18 protein-coding genes and 1 tRNA gene are annotated in these 15436 nt (G+C 65.9%); 8 read left to right on the top strand and 11 right to left on the bottom strand.

What is annotated here, in order from left to right; all coding sequences use genetic code 11:
• Positions 1-64 precede the first annotated feature (64 nt).
• The 4 genes from purM to rnd all read left to right on the top strand — a co-directional run bounded on the left by purM (position 65) and on the right by rnd (position 3827).
• A complete protein-coding gene (gene purM / locus AC2TZ7_RS09015; RefSeq protein ID WP_489866650.1) occupies positions 65-1111 on the top strand; it encodes a phosphoribosylformylglycinamidine cyclo-ligase in 1047 nt (348 codons plus the stop codon).
• Complete coding sequence (gene purN / locus AC2TZ7_RS09010) at positions 1108-1695, top strand: phosphoribosylglycinamide formyltransferase (RefSeq protein WP_489866649.1); 588 nt, start codon at positions 1108-1110, stop codon at positions 1693-1695. The genes purM and purN overlap by 4 nt, the downstream gene beginning before the upstream one ends.
• 94 nt (positions 1696-1789) lie before the next feature.
• Complete coding sequence (locus AC2TZ7_RS09005) at positions 1790-2542, top strand: acetyltransferase domain-containing protein (protein WP_489866648.1); 753 nt, start codon at positions 1790-1792, stop codon at positions 2540-2542.
• Between the two features lie 121 nt (positions 2543-2663).
• A complete protein-coding gene (rnd, locus tag AC2TZ7_RS09000; protein ID WP_489866647.1) occupies positions 2664-3827 on the top strand; it encodes a ribonuclease D in 1164 nt (387 codons plus the stop codon).
• A gap of 257 nt (positions 3828-4084) precedes the next feature.
• Here rnd and AC2TZ7_RS08995 read toward each other — a convergent pair whose 3' ends face one another.
• Positions 4085-4582, bottom strand: coding sequence for a hypothetical protein (locus AC2TZ7_RS08995; RefSeq protein ID WP_489866646.1), 498 nt, complete (start codon positions 4580-4582; stop codon positions 4085-4087).
• 138 nt (positions 4583-4720) lie between these two features.
• Here AC2TZ7_RS08995 and AC2TZ7_RS08990 point away from each other — a divergent pair, with 138 nt between their 5' ends.
• Complete coding sequence (locus AC2TZ7_RS08990) at positions 4721-5149, top strand: SufE family protein (RefSeq protein ID WP_489866645.1); 429 nt, start codon at positions 4721-4723, stop codon at positions 5147-5149.
• A 247-nt stretch (positions 5150-5396) separates the two neighbouring features.
• Here the strand turns inward: AC2TZ7_RS08990 and AC2TZ7_RS08985 are convergent, their stop codons facing one another.
• The 4 genes from AC2TZ7_RS08985 to AC2TZ7_RS08970 all read right to left on the bottom strand — a co-directional run bounded on the left by AC2TZ7_RS08985 (position 5397) and on the right by AC2TZ7_RS08970 (position 9650).
• Positions 5397-6830 carry an NAD(P)(+) transhydrogenase (Re/Si-specific) subunit beta gene (locus AC2TZ7_RS08985; protein ID WP_489866644.1) on the bottom strand — a complete coding sequence of 478 codons (1434 nt, stop codon included), beginning with the start codon at positions 6828-6830 and terminating at the stop codon, positions 5397-5399.
• A 15-nt stretch (positions 6831-6845) separates the two neighbouring features.
• Positions 6846-8420, bottom strand: coding sequence for a Re/Si-specific NAD(P)(+) transhydrogenase subunit alpha (locus AC2TZ7_RS08980; RefSeq protein WP_078546494.1), 1575 nt, complete (start codon positions 8418-8420; stop codon positions 6846-6848).
• Between the two features lie 287 nt (positions 8421-8707).
• Positions 8708-9154: a methyltransferase family protein gene (locus AC2TZ7_RS08975; RefSeq protein ID WP_489866643.1), complete on the bottom strand. Its 447-nt coding sequence runs from the start codon at positions 9152-9154 to the stop codon at positions 8708-8710.
• Positions 9155-9164: 10 nt separating this feature from the next.
• Complete coding sequence (locus AC2TZ7_RS08970) at positions 9165-9650, bottom strand: D-galactarate dehydratase (protein ID WP_489866642.1); 486 nt, start codon at positions 9648-9650, stop codon at positions 9165-9167.
• Positions 9651-9783: 133 nt separating this feature from the next.
• Here AC2TZ7_RS08970 and moaA point away from each other — a divergent pair, with 133 nt between their 5' ends.
• The 3 genes from moaA to AC2TZ7_RS08955 all read left to right on the top strand — a co-directional run bounded on the left by moaA (position 9784) and on the right by AC2TZ7_RS08955 (position 11715).
• Positions 9784-10791, top strand: a complete 1008-nt coding sequence (gene moaA / locus AC2TZ7_RS08965; RefSeq protein ID WP_489866641.1) for a GTP 3',8-cyclase MoaA — start codon at positions 9784-9786, stop codon at positions 10789-10791.
• Entirely contained in the window at positions 10788-11243 is a 456-nt protein-coding gene (locus AC2TZ7_RS08960) for a hypothetical protein (protein ID WP_489866640.1), read from the top strand. Before moaA ends, AC2TZ7_RS08960 begins: the two co-directional genes overlap by 4 nt.
• Before the next feature lie 64 nt (positions 11244-11307).
• A complete protein-coding gene (locus AC2TZ7_RS08955; protein WP_098410480.1) occupies positions 11308-11715 on the top strand; it encodes a universal stress protein in 408 nt (135 codons plus the stop codon).
• 3 nt (positions 11716-11718) lie between these two features.
• Here AC2TZ7_RS08955 and AC2TZ7_RS08950 read toward each other — a convergent pair whose 3' ends face one another.
• The 6 genes from AC2TZ7_RS08950 to AC2TZ7_RS08925 form a co-directional block, all read right to left on the bottom strand.
• Positions 11719-12891 (bottom strand): M20 aminoacylase family protein, encoded by a 1173-nt coding sequence (locus AC2TZ7_RS08950; protein WP_489866639.1) that lies wholly within the window; start codon positions 12889-12891, stop codon positions 11719-11721.
• A gap of 57 nt (positions 12892-12948) precedes the next feature.
• Positions 12949-13791: an energy transducer TonB family protein gene (locus AC2TZ7_RS08945; protein WP_489866638.1), complete on the bottom strand. Its 843-nt coding sequence runs from the start codon at positions 13789-13791 to the stop codon at positions 12949-12951.
• Positions 13788-14201: an ExbD/TolR family protein gene (locus AC2TZ7_RS08940; protein WP_489866637.1), complete on the bottom strand. Its 414-nt coding sequence runs from the start codon at positions 14199-14201 to the stop codon at positions 13788-13790. Before AC2TZ7_RS08940 ends, AC2TZ7_RS08945 begins: the two co-directional genes overlap by 4 nt.
• Positions 14198-14581, bottom strand: coding sequence for an ExbD/TolR family protein (locus AC2TZ7_RS08935; protein WP_489866636.1), 384 nt, complete (start codon positions 14579-14581; stop codon positions 14198-14200). Before AC2TZ7_RS08935 ends, AC2TZ7_RS08940 begins: the two co-directional genes overlap by 4 nt.
• Positions 14582-14591: 10 nt before the next feature.
• A complete protein-coding gene (locus AC2TZ7_RS08930) occupies positions 14592-15281 on the bottom strand; it encodes a MotA/TolQ/ExbB proton channel family protein (RefSeq protein ID WP_489866635.1) in 690 nt (229 codons plus the stop codon).
• A 36-nt stretch (positions 15282-15317) separates the two neighbouring features.
• A tRNA-Thr gene (locus AC2TZ7_RS08925) sits at positions 15318-15393 on the bottom strand.
• Positions 15394-15436 lie beyond the last annotated feature (43 nt).

Genomic DNA, 15436 nt, shown 5'->3' with positions numbered 1-15436 from the left:
TTGCGAGGCGCGTGCGGTTACGCTAGGGCTTCGGCCAAGAGTTTACTTGCCGGAGTGCGCCGCGATGACCGAGAAAAAACAGGGCCTCACCTATGCCGATGCGGGCGTCGATATCGACGCGGGCAATGCATTGGTGGACCGGATCAAACCCGCAGCCAAGCGCACGCAGCGCTCGGGCACGATGTCGGGTCTCGGCGGCTTCGGCGCGCTGTTCGATCTGAAGGCGGCCGGTTACAACGATCCGATCCTCGTCGGTGCGACCGATGGCGTGGGCACCAAGCTGCGCATCGCGATCGACACCGGCAATGTCGACACGATCGGGATCGACCTCGTGGCGATGTGCGTGAACGATCTGGTCTGCCAAGGTGCGGAGCCGCTGTTTTTCCTAGATTATTTCGCAACCGGCAAGCTCGAGCTCGATCAGGCGGCGCGCATCATCGAGGGCATCGCGGAAGGCTGCGCGCAATCGGGCTGCGCACTGATCGGCGGCGAGACGGCGGAAATGCCGGGCATGTATTCCAAGGGCGACTTCGACCTCGCGGGCTTCGCGGTGGGCGCGATGGAGCGGGGCACCGACCTGCCCGCAGGCGTGGCCGAGGGTGACGTGCTTCTGGGCCTCGGCTCGAACGGCGTGCATTCCAACGGCTATTCCTTCGTGCGCAAGGTGGTCGAGATGTCCGGCCTCGGCTGGGACGCGGACTGCCCCTTCGCCGACGGCTCGCTTGGCGAAGCACTGCTGGCGCCCACCCGGCTTTACGTCAAACAATGCCTGGCCGCGGTGCGCACGGGCGGCGTTCACGCGCTCGCCCATATCACCGGCGGCGGCCTGACCGAGAACCTGCCCCGCGTTCTGCCCGAGAGCATGGGCGCGACCATCGACCTCGGCGCGTGGAAGCTGCCCGGCGTGTTCCGCTGGCTGGCCGAGACCGCTTCGATGGAAGAGCGCGAACTGCTGAAGACCTTCAATTGCGGCATCGGCATGATCGTCGTCGTCGCAGCTGACAAGGCCGACGAGATCGCCACCCTGCTCGCAGGCGAAGGCGAAACCGTCACCCGCATCGGCACCGTCACGTCCAATGAGGGCATCGCCTACGAGGGCGCGCTGCTGTGATACGTGTCGCGATCCTGATCTCGGGCGGCGGCTCGAACATGGTCCGACTGGTCGAGAGCATGGCAGAGGACCACCCTGCCCGCCCGGTGCTGGTCGCATCGAACGACGCGCGGGCATCGGGGCTTGAGAAGGCCGCACGGATGGGCGTGCCCACCGCCGCCATCGACCACCGCCCCTATGGCAAGGATCGCGCCGCTTTCGAGGCCGAGCTGCTGAAACCGATCCTCGCGGCGAAGCCCGATATCCTCTGCCTTGCGGGCTTCATGCGGGTGCTGACGCCGGACTTCGTGGCGCAGTTCGAGGGCCGGATGCTCAATATCCACCCCTCGCTCCTGCCGAAATATCCCGGCCTGCACACCCATAAGCGCGCGATCGAGGCGGGCGATGCGGTGGCGGGCTGCACCGTGCACGAGGTGACGCCGGTTCTCGATGACGGACCGATCCTCGGTCAGGCGCGCGTTCCGATCGAGCCGGGCGACACGCCCGACGATCTGGCGGCCCGCGTGCTGGTTCAGGAACATCGCCTCTATCCGGCGGTGCTGCGCCGGTTCGCCGAGGGTGACCGCACCCCCGTCCATCTGTAAGCGCCCATTTGTAAGCGTCCACCTGTAAGCACGCTCACGCCGAAATGCGCAGCCCCCGCTTGCGAGCGGCCGTCGCTTCGCGCATGACAGGCGCATGGAAACGACCCCGGATACGGCCCCGCGCGGGCGCATGATCGCCCCCGACCTGATCCGGGCCGTGGCGCTGATCGGCATGGCGATCTTCCACCTGACCTATGATCTGGAGAATTTCGGCTTCCTGCCGCGCGGCACGGTCTTCCACCCCGCTTTTCTCGATTTCGCCCGCGCGGTCGCGAGCACCTTCATCTTCATGGCCGGGCTGAGCCTCGTGCTCGCCCATCGCCATGGCTTCCGTGCCGCCCCGTTCTGGAAGCGGATCGGCAAGGTGGTGGTCGCGGCGGCGCTGGTGAGTGCGGCGACCTATGTGATGATGCCGGACTATTTCATCTATTACGGCATCCTGCATTCCATCGCGGTCAGTTCGCTGATCGGTGCGGCGCTTCTGTTCCTGCCGTGGATACTGCTGGCCGCGCTTGGCGTGATCGCGGTCTGGGTGCATCTGAACTACGCCTTCGAGCTGTTCAATCACCCGTGGCTGTGGTGGCTGGGGCTGTCGACGAAGTGGCGCCCTTCGATGGATTTCGAACCGGTCTTCCCGTGGATCGGACCGTTCCTGATCGGCATGGGCGCGGCGAAACTTCTCGACCGGCTGGGCTATTGGAAACGGGCCGCGCGCTACCAGCCCGATCAGACACGTGGGGTGATGAAAGTCGCGCTGTTTGCGGGGCGTCACACCCTGCCGATCTACCTGATCCACCAGCCCATCCTCTACGGGCTGACCTGGGCCGCGTTCCTACTTCAGCACTGAAACTGGCGCTTCTGCCACGCAAACCGGGCCGTAACACGCGCGACCCTTCCCTTTTGCCCTATGAAGGTCTAGGGAATTTGCACCTGCGCGGGATGAGCCCGCACCGAATTGAAAGCGCGATATGCAGACCATCACCACGACCGAGGCCCTCGCGGCCTTCTGCGAAAAGGCCAAGCAAGAGCCCTACGTCACCGTCGACACCGAATTCCTGCGCGAGCGGACCTACTGGTCCAAACTGTGCCTCGTGCAGATGGCGCTCCCCAATCATGGCGAGACCGAAGGCGAGGCCGTTCTGGTCGACCCGCTGTCCGACGATCTCTCGCTGGAGCCGCTCTACGATCTTTACCGCCACAAGGAGACCGTGAAGGTCTTCCACGCGGCCCGGCAGGATCTGGAGATTTTCTTCACCGACGCGCAGGTCTTCCCCGATCCGCTGTTCGACACACAGATCGCCGCGATGGTCTGCGGCTTCGGCGAGCAGGTGGGCTACGAGACGCTGGTGCGCAAGATCGCCAAGCAGTCGCTCGACAAGTCCTCGCGCTTCACCGACTGGTCGCGCCGTCCGCTGACCGAGGCGCAGAAGAAATACGCCATCGCCGATGTGACCCATCTGCGCGTGATCTACGAATTCCTCGACGAGCAGCTGAAGAAAACGGGCCGCGATGCCTGGGTCGAAGAGGAAGAGGCGGTTCTGCTGAACCCCGAGACCTATATCAACCGCCCCGAAGAGGCGTGGAAGCGCGTGAAGACGCGGACCAATTCGGGCCGCTTCCTCGCCATCGTGCGCGAGCTGGCGCAGTTCCGCGAAGGTTACGCCCAGAACCGCAACATCCCGCGGAGCCGTATCTTCAAGGATGACGCGCTGCTGGAGCTGGCCTCGACCAAGCCCTCTTCGATCGAAGAGCTGGGCAAGTCGCGACTGCTGCTGCGCGAAGCCCGCAAGGGCGAGATCGCCGAGGGCATCCTGACGGCGGTGCGCGAAGGGCTGGACATGCCCAACGAGAAGCTGCCCCGCCCCGACAATCAGGCCCAGCAATTGCAGGTCGACACCGCGCTCGGCGATCTGCTGCGGGTGCTGCTGAAGGCGAAATCGCAGCAGGCAGGCGTCGCCGCGAAGCTGATCGCGACGTCCTCCGATCTGGACCGTATCGCCGCCGGCAAGCGCGACGTGGCCGCCCTGCAGGGCTGGCGTGCGGAAGTCTTCGGCAGTGACGCGCTGCGTCTGGCCAAGGGCGAAGTGGCGCTGACCGCCGATAGCGGCGCGGTGAAGCTGATCGACGTGTGAAGCTGAGCCTCGGACGGAGGGGCGCGCCCGATCCTTGGGTGGGCGCGTCGCCACGCTTTGAGGTCGGCACTTTATCTCGCAAGCCCGCAAGACGCTCATTCGCGCGATAGCATCGCCAATGCGCCCTCCCATGGGAAGGGTCGGGCGCGGCCCGGGGTTGGTCGCCCCGCGCCAGATCCCGGATACAAAGCGCGCAGCCTCGACAAGAAAAAGGCCCGGGTTCTCCCGAGCCTCATCTCAATCAACTGAAGTGACGATCAGCGCGCGACGGACCGCGCGTTGGACACGCCCTGCACGACGATCTTGCGCACGCCCTGCAGCTTGTAATTGCTCAGGAAGGCAGCCGCCGAGACCTCGCGCGACGTCGCGTTCATCACCCGGCGCGCATCGGGGCTGTCGGCGGGCGGCGGCGAGACCATGAAGACATAGGTCACGGTGCCCTTCTCATCCGGTGCGCCATCGTTCAGCGGAACCAGATCGGTATCCCAATAGCCTTGCGTCGGCGGCAGGCCCATTGCGGTGATGATCGCGCCCGAGGGGATCTTTTCGACCGAAAGCGAGGACACCTGCGACACCTGCTGCTGGTTCGGCTTGCCGACCTTCACGGGGTAGCCGCCGCGCGGGGCAAGCGTCTGCACGGGTGCGGCCGTGTCGCGCCCGAACCAATTGAACGGGTTGAGCTTGCTGTCACGGATGGTGCCGCAGCCTGCGGTGGTGAGCGTCAGGGCAAGTGCCGCGATCAGGGCTTTGTTCATGATGGCTCCGATACTGTCCCGGGTCTGGACCCGGATTTGTGGTAGCCCATTGCGGCGCTTTTGAAAAGCCGCGTCTGGACCCTCGGGCGCGAACCCGTTACCCAATAGGCAATTCCCTATCCTCAGGAGCGAGTGACCATGGCGCGCGAAGCCTTTGAAGAGATTGCCGAGACCTTCGAATTTCTCGACGATTGGGAGGACCGCTACCGTCACGTGATCGAGCTGGGCCGCGAATTGCCGCCCCTGGACGATGCGGTGAAAGTGCCTGCGACCAAAGTGGAGGGCTGTGCGAGCCAGGTCTGGCTGCTGCCCCGGATCGAGGGCGAGGGCCCGCAGGCGACATTCGATTTTCAGGGAGAGAGCGATGCGATGATCGTGCAGGGCCTGATCGCGATCCTGCATGCGCTTTATTCCGGCCTGACCGCCGAGGACGTCCTGAAGGTGGACGCGCCCGCCGAGCTGGGCCGTCTGGGCCTGAACGACCACCTCTCGGCACAGCGCTCGAACGGGTTGCGCGCGATGGTGGAGCGGATTCGCAAGCTGGCCGGTGAGGCCGTGGCGGCGTAAGGCCCTAGGTTTTCTACTTAGCGACAGAGGGACGCGCCCGAGCCTCGGGTGGGCGCGTTGCAACGGATGTGGCTGGGCGATTTATCTCGCAAGCCCGGACGACTTCCATGCCCGCGCCGACATCGCCAATGCGCCCTCCCGGGGGGAGGGTCGGGCGCGGCCCGGGGCTGGTCGCCCCGAGCCAGGCTGCACAAACGAAAACGGCCGGTCCATCGACCGGCCGTTTCCAATTTCCCTGCCCTGCCGATCAGTCGATCAGCGGCAGCAGTTGGTTCACCGAGTCCTTGGCGTCGCCATAGAACATCCGGGTGTTCTCTTTGTAGAACAGCGGGTTCTCGATGCCCGAATAGCCGGTGCCCTGACCGCGCTTCGAGACGAAGACCTGCTTGGCCTTCCACACTTCCAGAACCGGCATGCCGGCGATCGGCGAGTTCGGATCTTCCTGTGCGGCGGGGTTCACGATGTCGTTCGAGCCGATGACGATCACCACATCCGTGTCGGGGAAGTCCTCGTTGATCTCGTCCATTTCCAGAACGATGTCGTAAGGCACTTTCGCCTCGGCCAGCAGCACGTTCATGTGGCCCGGCAGACGGCCCGCGACCGGGTGGATCGCGAAGCGGACTTCCTTGCCCTGGCTGCGCAGTTTGCGGGTCAGTTCCGACACCGCCTGCTGAGCCTGCGCCACCGCCATGCCGTAGCCCGGCACGATGATCACGCTATCGGCGTCGCGCAGCGCAGAGGCCACGCCGTCGGCGTCGATCGCGATCTGCTCGCCCTCGACTTCCATCGCGGGACCGGAGGTGCCGCCGAAGCCGCCGAGGATAACGCTGATGAACGAACGGTTCATCGCCTTGCACATGATGTAGGACAGGATCGCACCCGAGGAGCCGACCAGCGCGCCGACCACGATCAGAAGATCGTTGCCCAGCGAGAAGCCGATCGCCGCCGCGGCCCAGCCCGAATAGGAGTTCAGCATCGACACCACGACCGGCATATCGGCGCCGCCGATACCCATGATCAGGTGATAGCCGATGAAGAAGGCCAGAAGCGTCATCACGATCAGCGCCCAGGCCCCTGCCCCGTTCAGGAAGGCGATCAGCAGGATCACCGAGAGGATCGCGGCCGTTGCGTTGAGGATATGCCCGCCCGGCAGCTTGGTGGCTTTAGAGGTCACCTTGCCTGCGAGCTTGCCGAAGGCCACGACCGACCCGGTGAAGGTCACCGCCCCGATGAACACGCCGAGGAACAGCTCGACGCGCAGGATCGACAGCTCGACCGGCGTCTTATGCGCGATCAGAGCGGCAAAGCCCTTCAGCGCGTGCTGCTCTTCCGCGCCCATCGCGCCGACGCGCGCCATCTCGATATAGGCGTTGTAGCCCACGAAGACGGCGGCCAGACCGACCAGCGAGTGCATCGCGGCCACAAGCTGCGGCATTTCCGTCATCTGCACCCGGTTCGCGACGAACCAGCCGATGATGCCGCCGCCCGCGATCAGGATGACCGAGAGAAGCCAAAGACCCGAACCGGGGCCGATCAGCGTCGCCAGAACCGCAAGGCCCATGCCGAAGATGCCATACCACACGGCCCGTTTCGCGCTTTCCTGCCCCGAAAGGCCGCCCAGCGAGAGGATGAAGAGAACTGCCGCGACAACATAGGCGGCGGTCGAGAATCCGTTTTCCATTACGCTCTCCCCCTCTTACGACTTCTGGAACATGGCGAGCATGCGCCGGGTGACCATGAAGCCACCGAAGATGTTGATCCCGGCCATGAACACCGACAGCGCGGCCAGCAGGATCACGAGCCACGAGCCCGATCCGATCTGCAACAGCGCGCCGAGGATGATGATCGACGAGATCGCGTTGGTCACAGCCATCAGCGGCGTGTGCAGCGAGTGCGAGACGTTCCAGATCACCTGGAAGCCCACGAAACAGCTGAGCACGAAGACGATGAAGTGCTGCATGAAGCTGGCCGGCGCCACGAGGCCCACGCCCAGAAGCACGATCGCGCCCACGGCGAGCAGCGTCACCTGATTGCGGGTCTGCTTCTTGAACTCGGCCACCTCGGCGGCGCGCTTCTCTTCCGGCGTCAGCTCCTTGGCCTTTTCCTTCGGCTTCTGCGCCGCGATCGCGGCCACCTTGGGTTTCGGCGGCGGGAAGGTGATCTCGCCCTGATAGGCCACGGTCGCGCCGCGGATCACGTCGTCTTCCATGTCATGGACGACGACACCGTCCTTCTCGGGCGTCAGGTCCGTCATCATGTGACGGATATTGGTCGAGTAGAGCGCGGAGCTCTGCGTCGCCATGCGGCTCGGGAAATCGGTGTAGCCGACGATGGTCACGCCATTGTCGCTCACGATCTTCTGGTCCGGCACGGTCAGTTCGCAGTTGCCGCCACGCTCGGCGGCGAGGTCCACGATCACGGAGCCGGGCTTCATCGCCTCGACCATGTCCTTGGTCCACAGCACCGGAGCGTCACGGCCCGGGATCAGCGCGGTGGTGATGACGATGTCGATATCGGGGGCCAGTTCGCGGAATTTCGCAAGCTGGGCTTCACGGAACTCCGGCGAGGACGGCGCGGCATAGCCACCCGTCTCGGCGCCGTCTTTCGCGGCCTCCTCGAAGTCGAGATAGACGAATTCGGCGCCCATCGACTCGATCTGCTCGGCCACTTCGGGACGCACGTCGAACGCGTAGGTGATCGCACCCAGCGAGGTCGAGGCACCGATCGCGGCGAGACCCGCGACGCCTGCGCCCACCACGAGCACTTTCGCCGGCGGAACCTTACCTGCCGCCGTCACCTGACCCGTGAAGAAGCGGCCGAAATTGTTGCCTGCCTCGAGCACCGCACGGTAGCCCGCGATATTGGCCATGGAGGACAGCGCATCCATTTTCTGCGCGCGCGAAATCCGCGGGACCATGTCCATCGCGATCACGTTCGCACCGGTCTTCTCGGCGGCTTTCAGAAGCTCTTCGTTCTGGGCCGGGTAGAAGAACGAGATCAGGGTCTGGCCGGGCTTGAGGCGCTTGACCTCGGTATCGCTCGGCGGGCGAACCTTGATGACGAAATCCACCTCTTTGAACAGCGCGGCGGCGGTCTTGATGACGGTCACATTCGCGGCCTCGTACGCCTCGTCTGTGAAGCCGGCACGGACGCCTGCCCCGGTCTCGATGAAGCACTCATGTCCCAGCTTTTGCAGCTGCAAAGCCGAGTCGGGCGTCATGGCGACCCGCGCCTCGCCCTCGAAAATCTCCTTTGGAGCTCCGATTTTCACTCTAACTCCCCCTTGGATAGCGGTGCGTTTAGCCGATGGCCTGCGCACCCGGAATCTTGCGTCGTACTCCTTAGCATCGCGCAATAATGTTTCACAAGCACCGATGGGCCGTAAAACCTTGTTAATCGTTCACGGCGCAGCTCACCGGTTCGTGTATACCATTGAATACCGAACATCGGGGCGATTTATGATTTTATATCAGAGTGTTAGATCGTTTATTTCGCGCTGCGACCCGATTGCACCGGCTTCAGCTTTTTTTGCGGGCGCAGCATTATGCCGCGGCCCGATCAGAGCCAGCGGCGGGTCCGGGCGCGGTAGGCGGTGTAAGCGTCGCCGAAATGCGCGGCGATCCGGGCTTCCTCGCCGAGAATGTAGCGCTGCGTGATGAACCACATGAAGACCGGCACCAGCAGAAGCCCCAAAGGCGCGTGCCAGATCAGCGCCAGCCCCGCCAGCACCAGCGCATCGCCGAGATAGATCGGGTTGCGCGACAGCGCGAAGACCCCGGAGGTCACGAGGTCGGACGGATCACGGCGCGGGATGAAGGTGGTGCGATGAAGCAGCATCTGCCCCACCGCTGCGAGCATGAGTGCAAGCCCAAGCGCGATCGCGATCATCCCGAGCGCGCGATCATAGCGAAACGGCATCGGCACGACCTGCCCGAGCGCCCAGACCAGCGCCGCGAACAGCACCAGCCAGAGCGGCGGAATGTCGATTTCGCGCAGAGGGTTCATCGCGAACCGCTCAAAGCTTGTAGACGGTGAGTTCGGGCAGATCGGTCAGCGGAACCTCGAGCAGGCGCAGCGCGGGCAGCGACACTTCCGAGCCCGAGCCAGCCGCCTTGCCTGACGGGATCAGCGTGACCTTCGCGGATTTGCCGGTCTTCGGGTCTTCGATCCGGCCGGGGGTCTCGCTTTTGACCAGCCCGGTCTTCACCCAGAAGCCCGGATCGGCCGGATCGCCAAGGCTCGCGATGGTGGTGCCGAGCTTGGTCTCGCCGCCCACGGGCTTCTTCGCCGCCTCTGCGCGCTGTTCTGCCGTGGTCGTATCGAAGGAATCCGCTGTTTTCGCGCTGGGTTTCGGAACCGGGGTCGCAGTCGCCGCCGCGCCGGGCGCCGCTGCAGAGCTCGGACCTGACGCCTTCGGGCCGTTCAGCCCGAGCGTGGCGCAGCCCGCAATCGGCATCGTCAAAACGAGCGCGAGGATCGGGCGAGCGAGGGTTTTGCGCATTCGAAGTCTCCTTGAATCTCTGCCGAGCCTATGCCCAGTCCGCAGCCAGTGTCACCCCCGCGCGGCCCCCGATCAGCTGCGATCCGCGTGACCACCCTTGCCGCCCCGCCCCCCGCACCTTACTTTCCGCACCATGGATAACACGCCCCTCATCGACCCCTTCGCCCGCCCGATCGACTATTTGCGGGTTTCGGTCACCGACCGCTGCGACTTTCGCTGCACCTATTGCATGGCCGAACACATGCAGTTCCTGCCGAAAAAGGAACTGCTGACGCTCGAAGAACTGGACCGTCTCTGCTCGATCTTCATCCGCCTCGGCGTGAAGAAGCTGCGCATCACCGGGGGCGAGCCGCTGGTGCGGCGTGACATCATGACCTTCTTCCGATCGATCTCGCGGCATCTGGAGACCGGCGATCTGCGCGAGCTGACGCTGACCACCAACGGCTCGCAGCTTGCGAAATTCGCCGATGATCTCGCGGCACTGGGCATGAAGCGGATCAACGTCTCGCTCGATACGCTCGATGCCGACAAATTCGCAAAGATCACGCGCTGGGGGCGGCTCGAACAGGTGCTCAAAGGACTGGAGGCGGCGAAACGCGCGGGCCTCAAGGTCAAGATCAACACGGTCGCGCTGAAGGGCTTCAACGAGGACGAGCTGTTCACCCTGATCGACTGGTGCGCGGCGGAAGGCTTCGATCTGACCTTCATCGAAGTGATGCCGATGGGCGAGATGGGCGACGATCTGCGGCTCGATCAATACTGGCCGCTCTCGGATGTGCGCAAGGCGATGGCCGAGCGCTTTACCCTGACCGATCTGGCGGAATCGACCGGGGGCCCGGCGCGCTACGTCCGGCTGGAGGAAAGCGGTCAGAAGATCGGCTTCATCACGCCGCTGACGCATAATTTCTGCGAGAACTGCAACCGCGTGCGGGTGACCTGCACGGGCGAGCTGTTCATGTGTCTGGGCCAGGAGGACAACGCCGACCTGCGCGCGCCCTTGCGGGCCAACGAGGACGATGCAGCCCTGGAAGCCGCGATCCGCGAGGCGATCTCGCGCAAGCCCAAAGGCCATGACTTCGACTATTCGCGCCAGACCGTCTCGGGCCAGATGTCGCGCCACATGAGCCATACCGGCGGATGAGACCTTCCGAGCGTGCGTCGCGCGCGCTCGGCGCGGGTCTGATCGGCGCAGGGCTCGTGGCGCTCACGCTCTGGGCGCATCTGATGCTCGGAAATTTCGACACGCTCGCAGGGCTTGGCTATGCCGAGCGCGCGCGAGCGGTCACGGGGCTGAGCCTCGCCTTCGATGTCGCAAAGACCAGCGCCGTTCTGATCCTGCCGCTCGCACTTCTCGCCGCGATTTCCGGGCCGTGGCCGCTGCGGGCCCTTCTCGCGGCGCTATTCGCCCTTGGCTGGTATTGGGTGGCCGAACGTGTCTCTGGCGGCTTCGCCTCCGCCACGGGCGGCGGGTGGCTGCCCGGCGAGGCCTTCGCCTCCCTGATCTATCGCCCCGGTCTGACGCCCACGCTCTGGGGCGGAGCGGCTCTCGCCTTCCTTAGCGTCATCTGGCGTCTTTGCCGCCGTCCGAGGTGACTCAAATCAATGCGCAGGGCCAGACCGTCTGGCAGGCTCCCGACAAAGAAAGGGAGCCAAACCAATGTATTCCAACATTCTCGTGCCCGTCGCCTTCGACGAAGATCACAACCCCGATGCCGCGCTCAATGTCGCGCGGGCGCTGGCAGGCGACGGGGCGCGCATCACCTTGCTGCATGTGATGGAAGACGTGCCCGCCTATGCGATCAACTACATGCCCGAGGGCTATGCGGAGGAATTGCGCAAGACGCTGGAGCAAGACCTCGCCACGCGCGCGGCGGAGTTCGACGCGGGCGCCTGGGCGATCGTCGAAGGTCAGCCCGGCCATGAAATCCTCGACTACGCCGAAAATATCGGGGCCGATTGCATCGTGATCGCGTCGCACCGTCCGGGCTTCGGCGATTACCTGATCGGCTCAACCGCCTCGCGCGTCGTACGCCATGCGAAATGCGCGGTTATGGTGATGCGCTAAGGCTCACGCTGGGGGCAGACGCGCTTCGATCATGCCGACGAACCAGCTTGCGCCCGTAGGCAGGATCGCGTCGTTGAAGTCATATTCCGCGTGATGAAGCGGCGCGCTGGGGCCGTTGCCGATGAAGCCATAGGCCCCGGGGCGCACCTCCAGCATATAGGCGAAATCCTCCGCCCCCATCATCGGATCGACGTTGCGATCGCAGGTGCCTGCCACGGTCTCGGCCACTTGCGCTGCGACCTCGGCCGCCGCCGCATCGTTGCGGGTGACGGGATAGCCGCGCCGGTAATCGACCTCAGCCGTCGCCTCATGGGTCGCAGCCACCCCCTGCGCAATCTCGCGCAGGCGGCGCTCAGCCAGATCGCGGGTTTCGGCGCTCATCGTGCGCACCGTCCCGCCAAGGCTCACCGAATTGCCGATCACGTTGAGCGCTTTCGAATCCGTCTCCAGCGTCGTGACCGAGAGCACGATCTCCTCCAGCGGATCGCTCGACCGCGACACGATGCTTTGCAGCGCGAGGATCAGATGGGCGGAAATCGGCACCGGGTCGATCACCTCCTGCGGTTTCGCGGCATGGCCGCCCTTGCCGGTCACCACGATGTCGAAGAAATCCGCCGCCGCCATCATCGCGTCAGGCCGGATGCCGAAGCTGCCCGATTCCATACCCGGCATGTTGTGCAGCGCATAGACCTCCTCGATGCCGAAACGCTCCATCAGACCGTCCTCGATCATCGCCTTGGCCCCGGCCCCACCCTCTTCGGCGGGCTGGAAGATCACCACGGCACGACCCGCGAAAGCCCGCGTCTCGCAGAGGTATTTCGCCGCCGCCAGCAGGGTCGACGTGTGCCCGTCATGGCCGCAGGCATGCATCTTGCCCTCGACCTCGGAAGCATGTTCGGCGCCGGTTTTCTCGCGGATCGGCAGCGCATCCATATCCGCGCGCAGACCGACACAGCGCAGCCCGCCCTGGCGCGCGCCCTGCCCTTCGATCACGCCGACGACACCCGTGCGTCCGATCCCCTCGACCACCTCATCGCAGCCGAATTCGCGCAGCAGTTCGGCCACGCACGCGGAGGTCCGCGGCAAATCGTAAAGCAGTTCGGGATTGCGGTGAAAATCGTGCCGCCATGCGGTGGCTTCCGCGTGCATCTCGGCAAAACGGTTCTTGATCGGCATGCTCGCTCCTTGGTTGCGCGCACCCTGCCTCGCCTTGCCGGCGGGTGCAAGCCGCGCTCAGCGGAAGGCCATCGGCAAGGAGAAGCTGTAGCTGGGTTTGCCCAAGCCTTGCGGCGCAGCCGGGAAACGGCCCGCCCGGCGCACGGCGTCGAGCGCCGCCCGGTCGAGCGCGGCATTGCCCGAGCTTTGCGCAACCGACGCGCCGATGAGCCGCCCGTCGCGCGCGATATTCAGCGCCACGACCACGCGGCCCGCGCCTGCCCCGGAGGGCGTTTGCTTGGCGCGTTCGATCCGGGCGCGGATTTCTCCGCCCCACGATCCCATCAGCGACCGGATCTGCCCAGCCGAGAGCGTCGCCGCCGGGGCCGCGCGCCGGTCGCCCGCGGCTCCTTTGTCGCCCTGCCCCTTCGCCTGCTGCTTGGGTTGGGCCGGGGCGGGCTGCGAGGCCTGTTTCTTCGCAGGTGCTTCGGGATTCGGCTTCGCCGGTTTCGGCGCAGGCGGGGTGGGCTTGGGCTCGGGTCGCGGCATGTCGGGAGGCGCGGGCTCGGCCTGTTCGGGCAGCGCCGCATCGGGTGCAGGTGGCGCGGTCATCGTGGGGACTGCGGCAATCTGCGGCGCGGTCTCGACCGGCTCGGTCGGGGCTTCAGGAGCTTCGGGCGCGGTTGGAGCCTCAGGCTGCGCCGCCGCGATCTCCGTCTCGACCTCGGGCGGGCGCTCCCACTCCGCCACCCGCGCGGCCATGGACGGCGAAGACGGCGCAAGCGAGACGAGCGCCTCGCCCCCGTCGCCCGCCGATTGCGCCCCGCCCGCAGGCGCGGGCTCCCAGACCATCAGCACGCCCGCGTGGACTGCCAAAGCTGCCCCCAGCGCGCCCACGAAGGCCAACCCGCGCAGCGTCATTTGCCCCGCACCACGAGTTTGAGATCGGTGAAGCCAAGGCCCGCCAGCTGCGGCATCAGCTTGGCCAGCGCGTCGCCGGGAAGCTGCCCATCCGCACGCAGGGTCAGGCTGTCGGCGCAATCGCCGCAGTCCGAGCGCGCATCCTGCGCAGCCGCCCCCAGCGCCGCAATCGCGGCATCGCCGCGCGCCTCGCCATAGGCGATCTCGCCCTCGGAATTCGCGAAAAGGACCGGCGCGCCGGGATCGGCCTTGCCCTCGCCCGAAGCCTCGGGCGGGGTGACCTCGAAGGGCGTCGGCTGGGCGAGCGTCGCCGCCAGCAGGAAGAAGATCAGCAGCAGAAAAACCACGTTGATCATCGGCAAAAGCGGCTCGGGCAGACTGCGTCGCGGCGGATCGCTGAAGAGCCTCATGGCACCAGCACCAGATTGCTCAGCCCCGCGCCGCGCAACGCCTCGATCACTTGGGTCAGCGCGGTCAGATCGCCGTCTTTCGGACGTAGCACGACCGGATCGGAAGGCTGTTCCATCAGCGGCTGCAGCGCGCCTGCCAGATCGGAGAGCGCGACCGTCTGCCCGTTCAGACTGACCGTACCGCCGTCGCCCACATCGACCAGACGCGGCGGCCCGGACCACTCCGCGCTCGCCGTGCTGCCGCCCAAGGTCAGGTCCAGCGTGCGCTCTACCCCGAAGCGCGAGGCGAGCATGAAGAACACCAGAAGCAGGAAGACCACGTCGATCATCGGCGTCAGCGCCGGACGGCGGCGGGGGCGCGGTTGACCGAAGGCGAACATCGCGCGCGCCTCACTCGGCGGCGGCGCGGGGCCGCTCGGTGAGCGTGGCGGGCGCGCGGGCGAAGATGCGGGTCGCGGCGTCTTCCATATCGTGGCGCAGGCGGTCCACCACCGCATCGAAGCCCGACAGCGCGATCTGCGCCGGGATCGCCACCGCCATGCCCGCCGCCGTCGTCAAAAGCGCCTCCCAGATGCCGCCTGCAAGCGTCGCCGGATCGGCCTGAACGCCCGCCTCCTGCAAGGCGCGGAAGGCGGCGATCATGCCCGCGACCGTGCCCAGAAGCCCCAGAAGCGGGCCGATCACCACGGCCAGTTCCAGCGCGCGGAGCCCCGAGCGTGCGCGCGCCAGCAGATCGCGCGCGACGCGGCCCGTTTCGGCCTCGGCGCCTGCCCGATCGAGCTGCGGATCGCGCAGGCTCGCCATCGCGGCACGGGCCAGCTGCGCGCGCAACGAGCGCCGCCCGGCCAGAGCCGCCTCGGCCCCGTCGGGATCGCCTGCCGCCCAGGCCGTGATCGCCGCCTGGCTATGCGCCCCGCCCGACCACGCGCCAGCGGCCAGCAAATCCCAGATTTTCCAGATAATCACCGCGAGCGAGATCACGGACAGCGCCGCAATCGCCCACATCGCCGGACCGCCCAGCACGAGCGCATCGAACATGCGCCCCGGAAGAGCTCCGGAAATCTGAGCGGTAGCTTCCATCGCGCCCTCCAATGCACGCCCACAGGCGCGGTGAGGTGGTGCCGGCGGAGGGACTCGAACCCCCGACCCCCTGATTACAAATCAGACGCTCTACCAACTGAGCTACGCCGGCGTGACCGGCCCGCAATAGCGCGGCTTGGAAATTCGTGCAAGAC

This window comes from Thioclava sp. ISO4, from assembly GCF_058105145.1.
The sequence above is the reverse complement of the archived record's forward strand: the minus strand, read 5'-3'. Positions and strand labels throughout refer to the sequence as shown.